The 17,064-nt window shown below is 71.6% G+C and carries 19 protein-coding genes; 7 read left to right on the top strand and 12 right to left on the bottom strand.

The window, feature by feature from the left end; translation table 11 throughout:
- Positions 1 to 53: 53 nt before the first annotated feature.
- Together ABC270_RS03625 and ABC270_RS03620 are read left to right on the top strand one after the other, a co-directional pair.
- The gene (locus ABC270_RS03625) at positions 54 to 1,100 is read left to right on the top strand and encodes an NAD(P)-dependent alcohol dehydrogenase (protein WP_412879549.1); all 1,047 of its coding nucleotides are present in this window, start codon (positions 54 to 56) and stop codon (positions 1,098 to 1,100) included.
- Positions 1,101 to 1,272: 172 nt separating this feature from the next.
- A complete protein-coding gene (locus ABC270_RS03620; RefSeq protein WP_412879548.1) occupies positions 1,273 to 2,235 on the top strand; it encodes a helix-turn-helix transcriptional regulator in 963 nt (320 codons plus the stop codon).
- Here the strand turns inward: ABC270_RS03620 and ABC270_RS03615 are convergent.
- From ABC270_RS03615 to ABC270_RS03600, 4 genes are read right to left on the bottom strand one after another with little or no spacing between them, the layout of a single operon-like run.
- Positions 2,232 to 3,650, bottom strand: a complete 1,419-nt coding sequence (locus ABC270_RS03615) for a hypothetical protein (RefSeq protein WP_412879547.1) — start codon at positions 3,648 to 3,650, stop codon at positions 2,232 to 2,234. The two genes, ABC270_RS03620 and ABC270_RS03615, sit on opposite strands and share 4 nt — an antisense overlap.
- Entirely contained in the window at positions 3,631 to 4,488 is an 858-nt protein-coding gene (locus ABC270_RS03610) for a TIGR03943 family putative permease subunit (RefSeq protein WP_412879546.1), read from the bottom strand. Before ABC270_RS03610 ends, ABC270_RS03615 begins: the two co-directional genes overlap by 20 nt.
- Positions 4,475 to 5,497 carry a permease gene (locus ABC270_RS03605; protein WP_412879545.1) on the bottom strand — a complete coding sequence of 341 codons (1,023 nt, stop codon included), beginning with the start codon at positions 5,495 to 5,497 and terminating at the stop codon, positions 4,475 to 4,477. Before ABC270_RS03605 ends, ABC270_RS03610 begins: the two co-directional genes overlap by 14 nt.
- A 38-nt stretch (positions 5,498 to 5,535) precedes the next feature.
- Positions 5,536 to 6,114 carry a TetR/AcrR family transcriptional regulator gene (locus ABC270_RS03600; RefSeq protein ID WP_412879544.1) on the bottom strand — a complete coding sequence of 193 codons (579 nt, stop codon included), beginning with the start codon at positions 6,112 to 6,114 and terminating at the stop codon, positions 5,536 to 5,538.
- A 70-nt stretch (positions 6,115 to 6,184) separates the two neighbouring features.
- Between ABC270_RS03600 and ABC270_RS03595 the strand changes: the two genes are divergently transcribed.
- Together ABC270_RS03595 and ABC270_RS03590 are read left to right on the top strand one after the other, a co-directional pair.
- On the top strand, positions 6,185 to 6,499 hold the full coding sequence (locus ABC270_RS03595; protein WP_412879543.1) for a DMT family transporter: 315 nt from the start codon (positions 6,185 to 6,187) through the stop codon (positions 6,497 to 6,499).
- A 1-nt stretch (position 6,500) separates the two neighbouring features.
- A complete protein-coding gene (locus tag ABC270_RS03590; RefSeq protein WP_412879542.1) occupies positions 6,501 to 6,875 on the top strand; it encodes a DMT family transporter in 375 nt (124 codons plus the stop codon).
- Positions 6,876 to 6,998: 123 nt separating this feature from the next.
- On the opposite strand, the gene ABC270_RS03585 is transcribed toward ABC270_RS03590, so the two are convergent.
- Complete coding sequence (locus tag ABC270_RS03585) at positions 6,999 to 8,138, bottom strand: CE1758 family FMN-dependent luciferase-like monooxygenase (protein WP_412879541.1); 1,140 nt, start codon at positions 8,136 to 8,138, stop codon at positions 6,999 to 7,001.
- A gap of 185 nt (positions 8,139 to 8,323) precedes the next feature.
- On the opposite strand from ABC270_RS03585, the gene ABC270_RS03580 reads away from it, so the two are divergent.
- Together ABC270_RS03580 and ABC270_RS03575 are read left to right on the top strand one after the other, a co-directional pair.
- On the top strand, positions 8,324 to 8,749 hold the full coding sequence (locus ABC270_RS03580) for a hypothetical protein (protein WP_412879540.1): 426 nt from the start codon (positions 8,324 to 8,326) through the stop codon (positions 8,747 to 8,749).
- Positions 8,746 to 10,188: an FtsX-like permease family protein gene (locus tag ABC270_RS03575; protein WP_412879539.1), complete on the top strand. Its 1,443-nt coding sequence runs from the start codon at positions 8,746 to 8,748 to the stop codon at positions 10,186 to 10,188. The genes ABC270_RS03580 and ABC270_RS03575 overlap by 4 nt, the downstream gene beginning before the upstream one ends.
- A gap of 108 nt (positions 10,189 to 10,296) precedes the next feature.
- On the opposite strand, the gene ABC270_RS03570 is transcribed toward ABC270_RS03575, so the two are convergent.
- A complete protein-coding gene (locus ABC270_RS03570) occupies positions 10,297 to 11,082 on the bottom strand; it encodes a phosphatase PAP2 family protein (protein WP_412879538.1) in 786 nt (261 codons plus the stop codon).
- A 310-nt stretch (positions 11,083 to 11,392) separates the two neighbouring features.
- Here ABC270_RS03570 and ABC270_RS03565 point away from each other — a divergent pair, with 310 nt between their 5' ends.
- On the top strand, positions 11,393 to 11,875 hold the full coding sequence (locus ABC270_RS03565) for a DUF4383 domain-containing protein (protein WP_412879537.1): 483 nt from the start codon (positions 11,393 to 11,395) through the stop codon (positions 11,873 to 11,875).
- Between the two features lie 226 nt (positions 11,876 to 12,101).
- Here ABC270_RS03565 and ABC270_RS03560 read toward each other — a convergent pair whose 3' ends face one another.
- The 6 genes from ABC270_RS03560 to rpmB all read right to left on the bottom strand — a co-directional run bounded on the left by ABC270_RS03560 (position 12,102) and on the right by rpmB (position 17,056).
- Positions 12,102 to 13,406 (bottom strand): ATP-dependent DNA helicase, encoded by a 1,305-nt coding sequence (locus ABC270_RS03560; protein WP_412879536.1) that lies wholly within the window; start codon positions 13,404 to 13,406, stop codon positions 12,102 to 12,104.
- Positions 13,403 to 15,601 carry a bifunctional copper resistance protein CopD/cytochrome c oxidase assembly protein gene (locus tag ABC270_RS03555; RefSeq protein ID WP_412879535.1) on the bottom strand — a complete coding sequence of 733 codons (2,199 nt, stop codon included), beginning with the start codon at positions 15,599 to 15,601 and terminating at the stop codon, positions 13,403 to 13,405. Before ABC270_RS03555 ends, ABC270_RS03560 begins: the two co-directional genes overlap by 4 nt.
- 158 nt (positions 15,602 to 15,759) lie before the next feature.
- A complete protein-coding gene (locus ABC270_RS03550) occupies positions 15,760 to 16,047 on the bottom strand; it encodes an HU family DNA-binding protein (protein ID WP_022903744.1) in 288 nt (95 codons plus the stop codon).
- 294 nt (positions 16,048 to 16,341) lie between these two features.
- Positions 16,342 to 16,647, bottom strand: coding sequence for a 30S ribosomal protein S14 (gene rpsN, locus ABC270_RS03545; RefSeq protein WP_022903745.1), 306 nt, complete (start codon positions 16,645 to 16,647; stop codon positions 16,342 to 16,344).
- 2 nt (positions 16,648 to 16,649) lie between these two features.
- Positions 16,650 to 16,820 carry a 50S ribosomal protein L33 gene (rpmG, locus tag ABC270_RS03540; RefSeq protein ID WP_022903746.1) on the bottom strand — a complete coding sequence of 57 codons (171 nt, stop codon included), beginning with the start codon at positions 16,818 to 16,820 and terminating at the stop codon, positions 16,650 to 16,652.
- A complete protein-coding gene (gene rpmB / locus ABC270_RS03535) occupies positions 16,820 to 17,056 on the bottom strand; it encodes a 50S ribosomal protein L28 (RefSeq protein WP_022903747.1) in 237 nt (78 codons plus the stop codon). The genes rpmG and rpmB overlap by 1 nt, the downstream gene beginning before the upstream one ends.
- Positions 17,057 to 17,064: the final 8 nt, after the last annotated feature.

Genomic DNA, 17,064 nt, shown 5'->3' with positions numbered 1-17,064 from the left:
GCGAGGGGTCGCACCCGGCCCGTCAGCGATCGACCCACCCCACGAGGAGACCATTGCGCACCGTCAACGCCTACGCAGCCCCGTCCGCCACGGAGCCGCTCGTCAAGACCACCATCACCCGCCGCGACCTCGGCCCGAACGACGTCGAGATCGACATCGCCTACGCCGGCATCTGCCACTCGGACATCCACACCGTCCGCGGTGAGTGGGGCGAGATCCAGTACCCGCAGGTCGTCGGTCACGAGATCGTCGGCCACGTCTCCGCCGTCGGCTCCGACGTCACGAAGCACCAGGTCGGCGACCGCGTCGGCGTCGGCTGCATGGTGAACTCCTGCGGCGAGTGCGAGAACTGCGTCAAGGGCGAGGAGCAGTACTGCCTCAAGGGCAACATCCAGACCTACGCGGGCGTCGACCCGGCCGACGGCAGCATCACCCAGGGCGGCTACTCGCAGGCGATCGTCGTGAACGAGGACTTCGTGCTCCGCGTGCCCGAGTCGCTCGACATCGAGAAGGTCGCGCCGCTGCTCTGCGCCGGCATCACCACGTACTCGCCGCTGCACCACTGGGGCGTCGGCCCCGGCTCGAAGGTCGCCGTGATCGGCATGGGCGGCCTCGGCCACATGGCCGTGAAGATCGCGGTCGCGCTCGGCGCCGAGGTCACCGTCCTGTCACAGACGACGTCGAAGCAGGAGGACTCGCTCCGCTACGGCGCGAAGGCCCACTACGCGACGAAGGACCCGGAGACGTTCGAGAAGCTCGCGAACTCGTTCGAGCTCATCATCAACACCGTCTCGGCGAAGATCCCGATGGCCTCCTACCTCGGGCTCCTCAAGGTCGACGGCACGATGGTGAACGTCGGTGCGCCGTCCGAGCCGCTCGAGGTGCCGGCGTTCGCCCTCATCCCGCGCCGCCTCAGCTGGGCGGGCTCGGCGATCGGCGGCATCCGAGAGACCCAGGAGATGCTCGACTTCTGCGCCGAGAAGGGCATCCTGCCGGAGACCGAGCTCATCAGCGCCGACCAGATCAACGAGGCGTACGAGCGGGTGCTCGCCTCGGACGTCCGGTACCGCTTCGTGATCGACGCCGCCACGCTCGCCTGACGCGGCCGAGGGACGGACGGGAGGCGCGTGGCGGGTCCGTCACGCGCCTCCCGTCCGTTCCCCCGGTCGTGGTGGACACGACGCGCCGTGCGATCATCCGCAGACCGCGCCGCCGTCGTCCAGGGGACGCAGACGGGTCGACGGAGCGGTCCACCGGGAGGACAGTGGGGGAATGTCCACAACCTGCACCCCCACCACCTCGGCGCTCGTGTCCGTGGCCGGCAGCGACACGGACTCTGCCATCCGCGACCTCGCCGGGATGTACGCCGGCAAGCAGTGGTACTCCGCCCACGTCGACGATGACTACTGGTACCGCTACGCCGGCATCGGCGACGACCGCATGAGCGTCAGACGCTCCCAGATGCACGGCTACCTCCGCGGCGACGTCGCCGTCGAGGGCGAGGTCGTCGTCCAGTGGATCGACTCCGGAACCGCGACCGTCGACACCCACCGCGACGCGACGCCCATGCGACACGGCGTCCCGGTGATCTTCCCGATCGAGCAGCGCTTCGAGATGGAGTACCGCGACTGGGACCAGCGGCTCGTGCACCTCCGCCGCGACCTCGTGCTCGACGTCGCGGCCGAGCAGTACCTCGTCGACGGCACGCTCGGCTTCCAGCGCGGGGTCGAACCGGACGCACCAGCGATCCAGCAGTGGCAGCGGTCGGTGGCGGGTGCGGTGCACGCGTTCCGGGAGGACGGTGCGGGATCGCTCGCGTGGCACGAGGCGCAGCGCGGGGTCGCCCGGGCACTCCTCGGCCTCTACCGGTTCCAGGCGCCGAAGCTGCCCGACCACTTCGGTGCCCGGAGCAACCGGCGGGTGCGGGCAGCGGTCGACTACATCCACGGGCACGCCGCCCTGCCGCTCACGGTGTCGGACATCGCGCGCGCCGCGGACCTCAGCGTGCGCGGCCTGCAGGAGTCCTTCCAGCGGGCACTCGACCGGACGCCGATGCAGTACCTCCGCGAGGTCCGACTCCGCCGTGCCCACGAGGAGCTGCTCCACTCCTCCATCGAGGAGACCACGGTCGCCGACGTCGCGCGACGCTGGGGCTTCAGCCACATGGGCCGGTTCTCGAGCGAGTTCCTGCAGCGTTTCGGCGAGTACCCGAAGAACACGCTCCGTCGGCGCTAACCGACCTCGTCGCCCGTCGGGAGCGCACCGCACCAGTCGACCGTGGACGCCTCGACGCTCGCCTCGAGCGCGCCGGAGGTCGCGTCGACGATGCTGACCAGGTCGCTGGTGGCCGAGCGGGTGACGACGGCGGCGAACTGCCCGTTCGGGGAGGGGCACACCGCCGTGACGCCCGCGTCCGCGGGCAGCGTCACCGCCAGCCGGGAGGCGCGGGTCGCCTCGACACGGAGGATGCGTTGGTCGAGCGTCCCGTCGGCACGGACGGTGCCCACCACACGCAGGTAGGTCGCGTCGGTGAGCGGCGCGATCCGGCCGAGGTAGGGCGCGTCGGTGCTGCCCGCCGGGGTGGCGACCGGTGTCCGGGCGCCGTCGGTCAGGTCGAGGTACTCGATGCCGGTGCCGGTCTCGACGACCGCCGTGGTGCCCGAGCCGACGAAGCCGTGCAGGGTGGTGGCGCTGCCGAGCCGGACCGCTGCTGCCGCTCCGCTCATGTCGACGAGCACGAGGTCGTCGCCGCTGGTGCGGACGAGGGCGCTCTCGGTCCGGGGCACGTACGCCCACTGGCCGACCGTCATCGGCACGGCACCCGTCGTCGGCTTCCCGTCGGCCGCGATCGCGGTCGGCATGTGCGTCCCGGTCATGTCGACGACGTAGAGCCCGACGTCCGCGGAGCGCCCCGACGAGGTGTCGGCGTACTCGAAGCCGAACGAGGCGCCGTCGTCGGCAGCGTGCAGGGCGGTCACCCGGCCGGCGGAGGTCGGCAGCGTGAGGTGCTCGACCGGGACGGTGTCGTCCTGCACGCCGCCGGTGAGCGGGACGACGTCGACGGCCGACGCGCCCCGGCCGGCATCGCGCACGACGACCAGCGAGCGACCGAGACGTGTGAACTCCGTGATCCCGGTGTCGGCGTACACCGTCGTGGCGCCGCCGGCGTCGAGCGAGCGTCGGACGATCCGGTCCTTGCCGCCGTCCGACCCGGAGGGCACGAGCGCGAGGACGTCGGTGCTCCCGGTCCGGACCTCGGCGCGGAGGGTCGCCGTCGAGGACTGCCCCGGAGCACGGACCCCGGACACGGCGATCTCGTACGACCGGTCGTACGCCAGGGGTCCGGCGAACTCGACCGCGATCGTGTTGCCGCTCGAGGTGACCGTGTGCGCTGCCGCCGGCCGGACCCGCACGTCCGCGGCCCGGACCGGCTGCAGGGCCTGGTTCGCGGTGAGGATCACCCGCTGCGCCGGCTTCGACACGAGCCCGGTGGCGTCGTAGGTGACGTCCCGGAGGCGCGGACCCTGCTGCGACCCGACGACCGCGGCGAGCGTGCCGACGACGACGAGCACCACCGTGACGGCGAGGTACCGGGCGCGGAAGCGGTCGCGGCGGGGGCGACGGTCGTGGTTAGTACTCGTAGGGGTCACTCGGCTGCGCGATCTGTCGGACCGAGGACGCCTTGACGACGATCCTGGCGGCGGCGGACTGGTCGGGGTTGGCGACGAGCGATCCCCGCACGGTCACCCACCGGTCGGCGTCGGGGACGGCGCCGCTCATGGTGACGCCGAGGCCGACGGGTTGGGCGTCGACCGCGCAGCAGCTGATCACGAAGCGGGTGAGCGTGAACGAGCCGTCACCGGCGGGGACGACGAAGCCCGTGAGCTCCACCCGCTTGCCGACGAGCGCGCTCGTGTCGGTGGTCTGGCGGATCAGGGCGGCCCAGTCCTTCACGCCGTAGTCGGACGTGTCGACGGCGTCGCTGCCGAGGAGCGCGACGCCCTGCGTGCCGGTGGCGTTCGAGAGGGTGGCGGCGTCGACGCTCCGCTGCTGCGCGGTCCGGGCGGACAGGGTCGTCGGCGGCAGGACGAGCATGGCGACCGTGACCCCGACCGTGACGGCTGCCGCCGCCCAGCCGAGGACGGCGCGTGTGCGGCGACCCGCGCCTCCCGGCCGACCGCCGCGGTCGTGCGGTCCCGCTGCCGGGCCCGCGGGAGCGGGCGCACCGTCGGCCGCCTCGTCGTGCGTGTGTCCGCCGCCGGCCGGCTCGTCGCCGTGCGTGTGCCCGTGGCCGCGCGCGACGACGACGAGCCCGGCGACCGCCGCCGGCACGGCGAGCACGGCGAGCACGATCGTGAAGACCGCGTACCGCGGGTTGATGTAGAGGTCGAGGTGCCCGACCAGCGCCAGCCAGAGCGTGCACAACGCGACCGCGAGGACGGACCCGAGCCCCAGGGCGGCGGGCGCCGTCGACTCAGACGAGGACATTCATCACCAACCCGACGGTCGCGGCGAACAGGACGCAGACGACGGCGAGCAGCACGAGGAAGCGTGCGCGGAACGTCGTGCGGAGGAGGGCGATCATCTTGACGTCGATGATCGGGCCGATGATGAGGAACGCCGTGATCGACCCGGGCAGGAACGTCGACGCGAACGACAGGGCGAAGAAGGCGTCGACGTTCGAGCAGAGCGACACCGTCATCGCGAGGAGCATCATCGCGCCGACGGACAGCACGGGGTTCGCGCCGATCGCCACGAGCGTCGAGCGGGGCACGGCGACCTGGATCGCCGCGGCCAGTCCGGCGCCGACGAAGAGGGCGGGCATCATCGTCGCGGTCTCACCGCCGAACTGCGCCGCGCTGTCCCGCCAGCGGTTCCGGGAGCGGGGCGCCCCGACGGCCGCGCGGCACCGGGCCTCGAACGCGGGCAGCAGCAGGTCGGCCGGGCGTCGGTGGGCGGCGACGATCCAGCCGACGAGGTTCGCGATGACGAACCCGCCGACGATCCGCACCGGGAGGATCCAGCCGGACCAGCCGAACGCCTGCGCGGTGCTGATGATCACGAGCGGGTTGAGGATCGGCGCGGCGACGAGGAACGTGACTGCCTCGGCGGGGGTGAACCCGCGGAGCATGAGGCCGCGGGCGAGGGGGACGTTGCCGCACTCGCACACCGGGAACAGCATGCCGATGAGCGAGATCACCGCACGACGGGGCACGGCACGCTGCGGCAGGATCCGTTCGAGCACCCCGACGGGCACCCAGACCTCGACGACGATCGACAGCAGGATGCCGAGCACGACGAACGGCAGGGACTCGACGACGACGCTGATCGCGAGCGTCAGGAAGTCCTGCACGACGTCCGGCAGACCCGCGGACCCGACGCTCGGCGAGACGATCCGGACGCCGAGGAGCACGATGACGGCGAGCAGCACGAGCCCCGGGCCGGTGAGGCTCCGGGCGGGGGCGGGGGTCGTGGCCGTGGCGGTCGCGCGCGTCACCTGCGCAAGGATAGGCGACGTCGACGGCGGCCGGCTCGTCAGCGCGCCGCGAGCCCGTCGAGGTGCCGGTCGAGGAGCTCGATCGCCCAGTCCGCCGACTCCCCCGGAGCCAGTCGCGACACGTGCATCGCGAGCCCGTCGATGAGGGCGTGCAGGCGACGAGCCTCGTACGCCCGTTCGGCGTCCGGCACCCCGACGAGGTGGACGATGCGCTCGGTCCACTCCTGCATGTCCGACACGACCCGGTCGAGCGCCGGCCGGAGCTCCGGGTCGGTCAGTGCCGCGTTGCCGAGGGCGAGGTACACGTCGAGCTCGACGAGCCGCTCCTCGTCGAGCGGCAGCAGCTCGAGCAGGATGCGGCGCGCTCGTTCGCGGTCCGACAGCGTGTCGGGCACCGCGTCGACCCGGCGGGCGGTCGCGTCGAACACGGTCTCGAGCGCGTGCGTCCGGACGCTCGCCTGCGTGGGGAACACGTACCGGACGGTCGACGGGGGCAGCCCGGCCTCGGCCGCGACCCCGCGGACGCTCAGCGCGCCGAGGCCGTTCCGCGCGAGCACCCGCGCGGCCGCGTCGGACACGATGCGGCGCCGTTCCCCGACGTCGATGCTCCTCGCCACGAGGCCATGGTCGCACGGCTGTGCTACCTTCTTTGTCGTACAGTTGTGCGACTATCCGGAGGGAGCACTCGTGACGTGGATCGTGTTGGTGCTGTCGGGCGTGCTCGAGGCCGTGTGGGCCACCGCCCTCAGCGCCTCCGACGGGTTCAAGAAGGTCGTGCCCACGGTCGTGTTCGTGGTGGGCATGGCGCTCAGCATGGTCGGTCTCGCGTACGCCATGACGGCCGTCCCGGTGGGCACGGCCTACGCCGTGTGGGTCGGCATCGGGGCGTCGTTGACCGTCGTCGTGGCGGTGCTCCGCCGGCAGGAGGCCGCGTCCTTCGCCCGACTGGCGCTCGTCTTCGGGCTCGTGGCCTGCGTCGTCGGCCTCAAGGTGGTGAGCTGACGTGGCCTGGGTGGTCCTGTTCGTCAGTGCCGCACTCGAGACCGTGTGGGCGACCGCGCTCGGCGAGAGCCACGGCTTCACCAGGCTCGGACCGAGCCTGGTCTTCGCAGCGACGATCGCCGTGAGCCTCGGCGCGTTCGGGTACGTGCTGCGGCACATCCCGATCAGCACGGCGTACGCGGTGTGGACCGGGACCGGTGCCGCCCTGACCGTGCTCTGGGGCATGGCGACGGGGGCGGAGCCGGTGACGTTCCTCCGGCTGCTCTTCATCGCCGGGATCGTCGGCTGCGTCGTCGGGCTCAAGCTCGTGCCGGCGCGGCCGGCGCGTCGACGGGCTCGCCGAGACTCGGCTCCGCGGACACTTCCGCGCGGCTGACGCGCGAGTTCTGTCCGCGAGGCCGAGACTCGGGAGCGCCGGTCGCGGGACGCGACCGACGGACGGACTGGAGGCGCGGTGCCAGCTGGCACCGCGCCTCCAAGCCGTCTCCGCGTCACGTCGTCAGACGGACGCGCCCGTCCACTCGTCCTCCGCTGCGACGTGGTCACTGCCCGCCGTGCCGGCGGCCAGGGCCGCCGCCACGCGGTCCGCGTGCGACGGCGGATCCGACGGCACGTCGGCCGGACGCCCCTCGTCGTTGATCTTGCGGAGCTCCGGCACGATGTCCTCGGCGAGGATGTCGATCTGCTCCAGGACCGTCTTCAGCGGCAGGCCGGCGTGGTCGACCAGGAACAGCTGGCGCTGGTAGTGACCGACGTGGTCCTTCATGGCGGCGTACCGGTCGATGACCTGCTGGGGCGAGCCCACCGTGAGCGGGGTCTGCGCGGTGAAGTCCTCCATCGAGGGGCCGTGGCCGTAGACCGGGGCGTTGTCGAAGTACGGGCGGAACTCGTCCCACGCGTCCTGCGAGTTCTTCCGCGCGAAGAACTGTCCGCCGAGGCCGACGATCGCCTGGTCCGCACGGCCGTGCCCGTAGTGCTCGAACCGCTGCCGGTACAGGCCGACCATCTGCTCGGTGTGCTGGATCGGCCAGAAGATGTTGTTGTGGAGGAAGCCGTCGCCGTAGTACGCGGCCTGCTCGGCGATCTCCGGCGTGCGGATCGAGCCGTGCCAGACGAAGGGCGGGACACCGTCGAGCGGCCTCGGGGTCGAGGTGAAGCCCTGCAGCGGCGTGCGGAACTTCCCCTGCCAGTTGACGACGTCGTTCTCCCAGAGCTGCCGGACGAGCGCGTAGTTCTCGATGGCGAGGTTCACACCCTGCCGGATGTCCTGCCCGAACCACGGGTAGACGGGGCCGGTGTTGCCGCGGCCCATCATGAGGTCCATGCGGCCGTCGGAGATGACCTGGAGCATCGCGTACTCCTCGGCGATGCGCACGGGGTCGTTCGTCGTGATGAGGGTCGTCGAGGTCGAGAGCGTGATGTGCTTCGTCCGTCCGGCGAGGTAGCCGAGCATCGTCGTCGGGCTCGACGCGACGAACGGCGGGTTGTGGTGCTCACCGGTCGCGAAGACGTCGAGGCCGGCCTGGTCCGCGTGCTCGGCGATCGTGAGGATGTCCCGCACGCGCTGGGTGTCGTCCGGGGTCGTCCCGGTGGTGGGGTCGGTCGTGACGTCGCTGACCGTGAAGATCCCGAACTGCATGGTGTGCTGCCCTTCGCCATTTCAATGCGTTTGCATCGACTTGCTGGGTACAACGTAGCGCACGCCCGTCCATTCCCGCCAGGTCGACGACGTCATCTGCAGGACCGACGCAGGTCATCCCGCAGTGGGATACGACATGCCGGCGGCCTCGGCAGCATGGAAGCGAACCCACGGAAAGGGCTCCCATGCACTCCACGATCACGAAGGTCCTCGCACTGGGCGCTGTCACGGCAGGGGCCCTCGGCCTCAGCGGCTGCGCGCAGTTCTCCGACGCCGCGCACGGCGAGGCGAGGTTGCACGCAGACGGTCGTGCAGATCTCCGGGACGCTCCGAGCTGGCTCCCGGCGGACGCGACCGACATCTCGACCGTCGTCGGGACGAAGAGCTCCGACCCGGCAACGGCGCCGAAGAGCATGCTCTTCACCACGGAGGACGGCGTCACCGCCGATCGCTGTGAGCAGGTCCCCCGCATGTCCGCTCCGTCGCTCACCTTCGACGAGGCTCCGGATCCCTACGCCGCACAGGAGGTCACGAAGTGCGGCGCGTGGTCGATGAGCTCGAGGGGCACCCGCTGGATCGCGTGGACGCCCAACACGGAGGACGGGAAGTGACTCCGTCACGACACCGTGACGGGGTCCGTCGCCGGTCATCCGGTCGGTCGCCGCTGGCGCTGCGCGACGACCGTGCCACGCTCGGCGTCGCGGCGCTGTCCACCGGGCTCGGCACGCTCGTCGTCACGGGCTCGGCCGCCGCCGAACGCGTCGTCGAACTCGGCGAGCGCACCGGCCAGTCCGCCACCGTCGCGATGATCCTGCCCGTGGTCGCGTGGGTCTTCGTCGGGATCGCGCTGTACGTCAGCGCCGTCGTCGCCTCGAACACGTGCGCGACCGTCATCGCGGGCCGGACCAGGAGCCTCGCCCTGCAGCGCGTGCTCGGGGCGACGGGTGCGCAGCTGCGGAGCCAGATCACGCGCTCGGGCCTCGTCGCCGGGGTCGTCGGCTCGGTCGTCGGAGCCGTGCTCGGCGTCGTGGTCGCGAACGGTGCGCTGGCACTCGCCGCTGTCGCTACGGTCCTGCCGGGGGTCGGCCTGCTCCTGCCGCTCGCCGTCGTCCCGGTGACCGTCCTGGTCGCCACGATCACCACGGCCGCGTACCGGCGCGGATCCCGTGCGGTGCTGACGATCCCACCGCTGCGTGCCCTCGACGCCGCCGCCGAGGAGAGCGCGCCCGAGGGCTCCGGCGCACGATCGCGCTGGCTCGTCGCCTCGGCGCTCTTCGTGGTCGGTGCTGCGGGGATCGGAGCCGCGATCGTGCTCGGTGCGACGAGTGTGAGTGCGCTGCTCCTCGCCGTCGCGGCCGGAGCCGTGTCCTTCACCGGAGTGGTCATCGCCACCCCCGTGCTCGTGCCCGCGACGATCCGACTCGTCGCGGCTGGCGCCTCCCGGAGCGTCATCGGGGCGATGGCCGCGCGGAACTCACTGCGGTCCCCCCGTCGGACGGCCCGGGCGACCGTCGGGCTCCTCATCGCGGTGACCCTGATGGTGACCTTCGCGGTCGGCTTCGGGACCTACGCGCGGATGCTCCAGCAGCAGTCCGCGGCCGACCCGGTGTACTACCGCGACATCGAGGAGCAGTTCGACCAGCTCGCGGTGCTGTTCGCGAGCCTGACCGGTGTCGCGGGCGTCATCGCCGCCGCCGGGGTGGTCGTCGTGACCGCGCTCACGATCGCCCAGCGCACGCGGGAGCTCGGGTTGCTGCGGGTCATCGGGACGTCGCGGCGACAGGTCCGGGCGCTCGTGCTGACCGAGACGGCCATGACCATCGCCGTCGCCGTCCTGCTCGGCGTGCTGCTCGGCACCGCGTACGGCTGGTCCGGTGCGTACACGCTCCTCGGGGCGACCCCGGAGGCGCAGCTGATCACCCCGGTCGTCCCCGCGTGGGTGATCGTGACCGTGGCCGCCGGCGCGGTGGTCAACGGGCTCGCCGCCGCCGTCGGCCCGGCCGCCCGCGCGGTTCGAAGCGCTCCGGTCGCCGCGCTGCGGTACGAGTGAGCGTGCTCAGCGTGACACCGGCCGCGCGCCGTCGGGTCAGGCGTCGTCCTCGAGGGTCCGCGCGCGCGACACCTCGGACTCGCGCCACAGCAGTGACGATCGCGAGCGCTAGGAGAACGGGGCGTCGGTGCGGGGCGCGCTGTGCATCCCGTCCGCGAACCACACCGCGGTGACGACGGCGAGGATGCTGACGCTCGACGCCAACCGGCCGGCGAGCAGGATCGCCGCGTGGTCGTGCGCTGCGCCGGAGAACCCGACCGCCAGCGCTGCGACGCCGACCGCGAACGCGAGCCCGCTGGCGATGAGCAGCACCGCGCTCACGACCCGCCGGGGGCCGCGGCGCCCGTCACGGTCGCCACGCTCACCCCGGTCCACCCGAGGCCCGACGGCACGGACGACGCCGACCCAGAAGAGCGCGATCGCCGAGGCCCCCACGATGTCGCTCACCCGGTGCCAGCCGTACACGACGGTCTGGTTCGCGACGAAGACGGCGTAGGCGGCGCCGACGAGGGTCACGACCGGCCGGAACCGCCGGGGCGTGACCATGAGCACGCCGAACAGCGCGGCGAGCGCGATCGTCGCATGCCCCGAGGGGAACGAGTTCGGCGTCTCCGACTGAGCGATCTCCGGGCGCACGGCGATATGTTTGACGAGCGTCGAGGTCGCAGCCGACGCGAGCACGACGACGCCGGCTCCGAGCCCCACCGTCAGGCGTCGGCGGGCGAACGCGACGGCGACCATCACGACGACGAGCAACAGGATCACCGGCACCGAGATCACGTTCAGTGCCGTGTCCGACCCGAACAGGTCGGACTCCCGGACGCCGCCGAGCGCGGCGTCCTCCGCCCGCTGGCCGAGCGGCGTCAGGACGGCGACCGCGTACACGAGAGGCACGATCACGAACCCGAGAACCGCGAGCAGCGCCCATCGTCCCCGCCGTGAGACGACGGGGCCTGGCAGAGGTGTTCGCGTCACCGGTCTGGTCCTCCTCGGGGCGCTGCTGGCAGGGGTCGTCGTCCGGCTCGTCGGCCGCTTCCGCGGGCGTCCTGCGGACGAGGGCGAGCGGGCCGCCCGATTCGGTCGGTCGGGGTCCGACACGATACCGTTGTCGAGCAGGTCGAACGCTGGGAACACGGCTGAACGACGGCCTGCTGGCAACGCGCTGGCGTACTCGTCGCCCGCCGTGTACGAGGAGGAAACCGAAGTGGCAGTCAAGGAACCGGGCATCACCGCTTCTCCGAACCGGGGCCTCGCCCTGACCGTCGGTGCGATCCTGGCGATCTGGGGTGTCCTGGGCTTCTTCTTCGCAGGCGACGGCGGCCACGCCTTCTTCGGGAAGGACGGCGGGTACCTCTGGGGCGTATTCCTCGTGAACCCGGCACTCTGCCTCGTCTGGACGCTCCTCGCCGCCGCGATGCTCATCGGTGGGCTGGGCACCACGATCGGGTCGCGCAACCTGAACCTCCTCGCCGGCATCGTCCTGCTGGTGCTCGCGCTCTACGGCTTCCTCTTCATGGACACCTCGGCCAACGTGTTCGCGCTGAACGCGGTCGACAACGGTTTCAACGCGATCGTCGGCTTCGTGCTGCTCGTCACGGCGCTCGCTGCCGACCGTGAGAACCTCCGCGCGCTCCGCGCCGACCGCGACAACCTCGACGCCCTGCGAGCCGAGGCCGCGCACAGCTGACACTCCGCGCTCGCTGACGCCCCGCTGACCACATGGTCGGCGGGGCGTCGTCGTGTGTGACGCGCGGCAGCCGCGCCCGACCGGCGGCGACCGGCGGCGACCGGCGTCCGCACGACCGAAGTCGATCGGAACCGCGGATCGGAACGGTTCGGTCGGACTTCGGTTGTGCAGACGCGGAATGCGCCAGCTGCGCGGGTGCGCGGACCGGCCGACGCCCGACCCCGGCTCAGCCCTCAGCCGGCTTCGGTGCCTCGAGCTCGGTCGCGACCACGCGCGGGGCCTCGGACATGAACCGCCGGACGTCGAGGTCCACGATGATGTCCTGTGGACGCAGCGGCCTCGTCAGGTACAGCCCCTCGAGGGAGGTCAGCCGCGACAACGCGACGTACGTCTGCCCGGCGCTGAACACCCGGTTGCCGAGGTCCACCACGGCTCGGTCGTAGGTGCTGCCCTGCGACTTGTGGATCGTCACCGCCCAGGCGAGCCGGAGCGGGAACTGCTGGAACTCCCCCACGGTGTCCTTCTTGAGTTCCTTCTTGTCCGGGTCGTAGGAGTACTTGAACTTCTCCCACACGGACGGCTGGACCTCGAACGACTCCCCGTCGACGTCGACCCACACCGTGTCGCGGATCGTGGTCACGACGCCGAGCGTGCCGTTCACCCAGCGCTGGTCCGGGTCGTTCCGGAGGAACATCACGTGGGCCCCTGGTTTCAACTCGAGGGCTTCGTCCGCAGGGAAGTTCCGTCCGCCGAAGTCTCCGTTGACGTCGGCCCGGGCGGTCTTCACCCTGCCGGGCAGCCGGTCGAGCGCGGCCTTGTTGATCCGGGCCACGGTGTCGTTCCGGGTGGCGAGGGTGATCGCGTCGTCCGGCGCCGGGCGTGCCCCCGCCGTGTTGAGCTGCCCGGCGATGTCCGCGGTCACCCGGCCGTGCCGCACGGCGGTCAGCATGGCGGCGAACGCGTCGTCACGCTGCCGGTGCACGGTCGCGAGCTCGACGATGTGCAGCTCCGCCTCGAGCCACACCTTCGCGTCGAAGAACCACATCGACCGGTAGTGGTCGGTGAAGTAGGCGCGTTCGTCCCCGTCGCCCGGCACCGGCGGCAGCTGGTACGGGTCGCCGAACATGACGACCTGCACCCCGCCGAAGGCCTCGAACTGCCGCCCGCGGGCCTTGCGGAGCGAGCGGTCCATCGCGTCGAGGAGGTCGGCGTTCACCATCGAGACCTCGTCGATCACGAGGGTGTCGATCGTGTTGAGGAGCTTGCGCGTGTCCGGCCCCTGGCGCAGGTCGGCGTCGCCGATGAGCCCGATCGGCAGCCGGAACAGCGAGTGGATCGTCTGCCCGCCCACGTTCAGCGCAGCGACACCCGTCGGCGCGCAGATCACGACCTGCTTCTCGGTGTGCCACGACAGGTGGTTGAGCAGGGTCGACTTGCCGGTCCCCGCACGTCCGGTGATGAAGACGTGGTCGCGGGTGTGCTCGATGTAGTCGAAGACGGCGCGCTGTTCGGTGCTGAGTTCGACGGTCACGTCGTGTCCGCCCCGTGGCCGGTGGCAGGCCGGGAGGCACGGGTCGCCCCCGCCTCCGCGCCCTCCTGGTCGGTGTGGCTGGCGTGGTTCGCCGGGTCAGGCCCGCTGTCATCGCTCGCGTCGTCGAAGTCGTCGTCCGGGTCCTCGACGTGGCCCGAGGTCGAACCGCGGTCTCGACGACGGACCACGCGAACGTCCGGCGAGACATCGACGCCGAGGCGCGGACCGGCCGGCTCGTCGTCCACGATCGACGGGACGGATGCCCCTGCCCCCGGCACGGCCCCGGCGGCCGTCGCTGCCCCCGCCGTCGCAGCCCCCTCCCGCCGGAGTCGCACGAGCACCACCACGACGACGAGTACCACGACCGCGGCCCCGGCGACGACGAGCACCGTGCCGGCACGCGACTGGTCGGTGTACGGGTCGGGCCCCCACGTCCGGCCCATCGCCCCGAACCACGAGGCCTGCAGGAGTCCGAGCGGCCCCTGCATCGCCATGCCGAGTGACACGAGACCCGCCGCGACCACGACGCCGCCGACGATCCGCACGACGGCCGCGGACCAGGAAGGCCGCCGAGCACCGGCCGCGACCGGGGTCAGCAGCCCGGGCACCGCGACGAGTCCGACGAGCAGGAAGACCGCGTCGATGACGGTCCGCCCGGTGGCGTCGCTCACCGACCAGCGCAGTGCCTGCGTGGCGAAGAACGCCCACCAGACGGCCGCCAGCAGCAGGAACGCCGGGAACGGCTGGACGAGGTAGCGCACGACGCCGTTGTCGACGAGCACGGCCGTCCACTCCCGGACGCCGGTGCTGCCGTCCCGCCGAGGATGGACCGCCGCACGGATGAGCCGGACGGGCGCGGCCGCCCAGACGAGTGCGGGGACGACGAGCCCGAGCAGCACGTGGGCGCCGACGTTCGCGGAGACCAGGAATCGGTCGTAGGTGTGCAGCGGACCCGAGGTCGCGACCACGAGGCACACGAGGGCGATCGTCGCGGCGACCGAGCGTCGGACGGGCCAGTGCCCCCCGCGACGACGCAGCCGTAGCACACCGGCCACGTACGTCGCGGCGAGCAGGACGGCCGCCATGAACCAGCAGAGGTCGATGTTCCAAGCGGTCAACCAGCCCCAGGCGCCCGGGGCGTGCGGCAGCGGGTCGTCCGTGAGGAGCTCGGCCGGTGTCGGGTCGGTGGTCTTGCTCAGCGCGATCTGGTCCGTCGGCGTGGCGGTCCGGCCGAGTGCCGCGGCGAACCCGGACGCGACGCCCATCACCGCGAGCTCCGTCACGACGAGCGACCAGAACGCACGGCTGCGCTCGGGACGGGCGATCAGCGAACGGATCGTCCGCTGCCGTTGGACCGCGCCGATGACCCCCATCGCGACGATGGCCGCGACCTTGACGAGCACGAGGACGCCGTAGGGCGTGAGCAGGTTCGTGAACGTCCCGACGCGGATCTGTGCCGATGCCGTCCCGGACACCGCGACGAGCACGAAGCACCCGAGCGCGATGCTCGAGTACCGCCCGATGACGAGCGGGAGCCGGTCACCGTCCAGGACCGGTCGGACGAGCACGACCATCACGAGACCGCCGACCCACAGCGCGGCGCCGACGAGGTGCAGGCCGAGTGCGGTGACCGCGGCGTCGTGGCTCGCGGTGCCGGCGGCGTGCCCCTGTTGCGCGAGCGGGACGAGGCCGATCATCGCCACGCCGGTGGTGAGGGCGACCATGCCCCGACCGCGGACCGCGAAGCAGAGCACCGTCACGGAGGCGGCGACGAGGACGGTCACGAGCCACGCGAGCCCGAGGTCCGTCCCGGTGAGGAACACCCCCATCGACTGCCCGAACTGCTCGTCCAGCGAGACCTGCGACCCGGCCACGCTGAGGAACGTGAAGAACGTCGCGACGACGCTGGCCACCGTCCAGAGCCCGGCGGCAGCGGCGGCCACGTCGATCGCGCGGTCCCACTCCGGAGCAGTGCGTGAGAACCCCACGGTCGCGAGGGCGAGCCCGCCGATCGTCGCCGCCGCGGAGAGGTCGACCACGACGCGCGCGATCGGCAGCCCGAAGCGCACGACGGCCCCGGGGTCGGCGATGAGGGCGGGGTTCGCTCCCCCGCCGATCACGAGCGCGACCAACAGCGAGAAGAACGCGGCGAGCAACAGCACGGCTGGGCCGACGGTGCGCGCGATCCGGTTCACCCGACAAGCCTAGGCGCTGCCCACCCGGCCACAGAACCCGGTGGGACGAGCTGTGGGCGGCGATCCGTGCCTCCAGGCCGGTGGAGGGAGGACGTGGCGACGAGAGCGGACATGCGAAAGGGACGGCCGCAGCCGTCCCTCCCACCAGCAGAACCGTCTTACTTGACAGCGGCCTTCAGCTTCGAGCCGGCGCTGACCTTGACCGAGTCGCTCGCGGCGATCTCGATGGCCTCACCCGTCTGCGGGTTGCGGCCGGTGCGGGCGGCGCGGTGGGTCTTCTCGAAGGCGATCCAGCCGGGGATCGTGACCTTGGTGCCGTCGGCAACCGAGCTCGAGACGACGCTGAACAGCGCGTCGACGACGCCGTTCACGGTGGCCTGGCTCTGGCCGGACTCCTGCGCGACGGCAGCGACGAGCTCGGTACGGTTCAGGGACTTGTCAGCCATTGGATGTCCTCCTCGGACTTCTTCGGTATCGGTCGGGCCATCAGGCGCGATGCCCGTGGAACCGGGGTCGAACCTACCAGCCACCCAGGGCGATTCCGGCCGACTCGCCCGGATTTCCGGGCCTGTCGCGGGTCTGGCGGGGCAGATGTGGCCGATGTGACGACCCGTGTACCCCGCTCACAGGCACCGCCGAGCGAGCACGGGCGCTCCCGTGGGGAAGACCACCGTCCCGCCGTGGGGACACGAACGCCCCGCCACCAGCAGGTGACGGGGCGTCCGACGGGAAGCGGATGCTTACCAGGAGCTCTTCGTGATGCCGGGGAGCTCGCCACGGTGGGCCATGTCGCGGAAGCGGACACGGCTGATGCCGTACTCACCGAGGTGGCCACGGGGGCGACCGTCGATGGCGTCGCGGTTGCGGTAGCGCACCGGCGACGCGTCGCGCGGGAGCTTCTGCAGGCCGACGCGGGCGGCCTCACGCGACTCGTCGGTGCCGTTCGGGTCCACGAGGGCCTTCTTCAGCTCGAGGCGACGCTCGGCGTAGCGCGCGATGACCTCGGCGCGCTGGTTGTTCTTCGCGATCTTGCTCTTCTTCGCCATGCTTAGCGCTCCTCACGGAAGTCGACGTGCTTGCGGACCACCGGGTCGTACTTCTTGAGCACGAGACGATCGGGGTTGTTCCGACGGTTCTTCTTGGTCACGTACGTGAACCCGGTCCCCGCCGTGGAGCGGAGCTTGATGATCGGACGGATGTCCTGACCCTTTTTCGCCATCAGATCTTCTCCCCACGGGCGAGGAGATCCTTCACGACGGACTCGATGCCGCGTGCGTCGATCACCTTGATGCCCTTTGCGCTGAGCGTGAGCGTGACGTTACGACGAAGCGAGGGCACGTAGTACGTCTTCTTCTGCACGTTCGGGTCGAAGCGGCGCTTCGTCCGGCGGTGCGAGTGCGAGATGTTGTGACCGAAGCCGGGGGTGGCGCCGGTCACCTGGCACACTGCTGCCATGGTTTCCT

The sequence above is a fragment of the Curtobacterium phoenicis genome, assembly GCF_047238015.1.
In the GTDB taxonomy this organism is placed as follows: Bacteria; Actinomycetota; Actinomycetes; order Actinomycetales; family Microbacteriaceae; genus Curtobacterium.
Note: the sequence above shows the minus strand (reverse complement) of the source record. Positions and strands in the feature narration are given on the sequence as shown.

Bases quoted from the DNA above. Each gene is read 5' to 3' on its own strand.
- ABC270_RS03580 (WP_412879540.1), top strand. From the start codon at position 8,324: ATGCACTCCACGATCACGAAGGTCCTCGCACTGGGCGCTGTCACGGCA.
- ABC270_RS03610 (WP_412879546.1), bottom strand. From the start codon at position 4,488: ATGTCCTCGTCTGAGTCGACGGCGCCCGCCGCCCTGGGGCTCGGGTCC.
- rpmB (WP_022903747.1), bottom strand. From the start codon at position 17,056: ATGGCAGCAGTGTGCCAGGTGACCGGCGCCACCCCCGGCTTCGGTCAC.
- rpsN (WP_022903745.1), bottom strand. From the start codon at position 16,647: ATGGCGAAGAAGAGCAAGATCGCGAAGAACAACCAGCGCGCCGAGGTC.
- rpmG (WP_022903746.1), bottom strand. From the start codon at position 16,820: ATGGCGAAAAAGGGTCAGGACATCCGTCCGATCATCAAGCTCCGCTCC.
- ABC270_RS03620 (WP_412879548.1), top strand. From the start codon at position 1,273: ATGTCCACAACCTGCACCCCCACCACCTCGGCGCTCGTGTCCGTGGCC.
- ABC270_RS03550 (WP_022903744.1), bottom strand. From the start codon at position 16,047: ATGGCTGACAAGTCCCTGAACCGTACCGAGCTCGTCGCTGCCGTCGCG.
- ABC270_RS03585 (WP_412879541.1), bottom strand. From the start codon at position 8,138: ATGCAGTTCGGGATCTTCACGGTCAGCGACGTCACGACCGACCCCACC.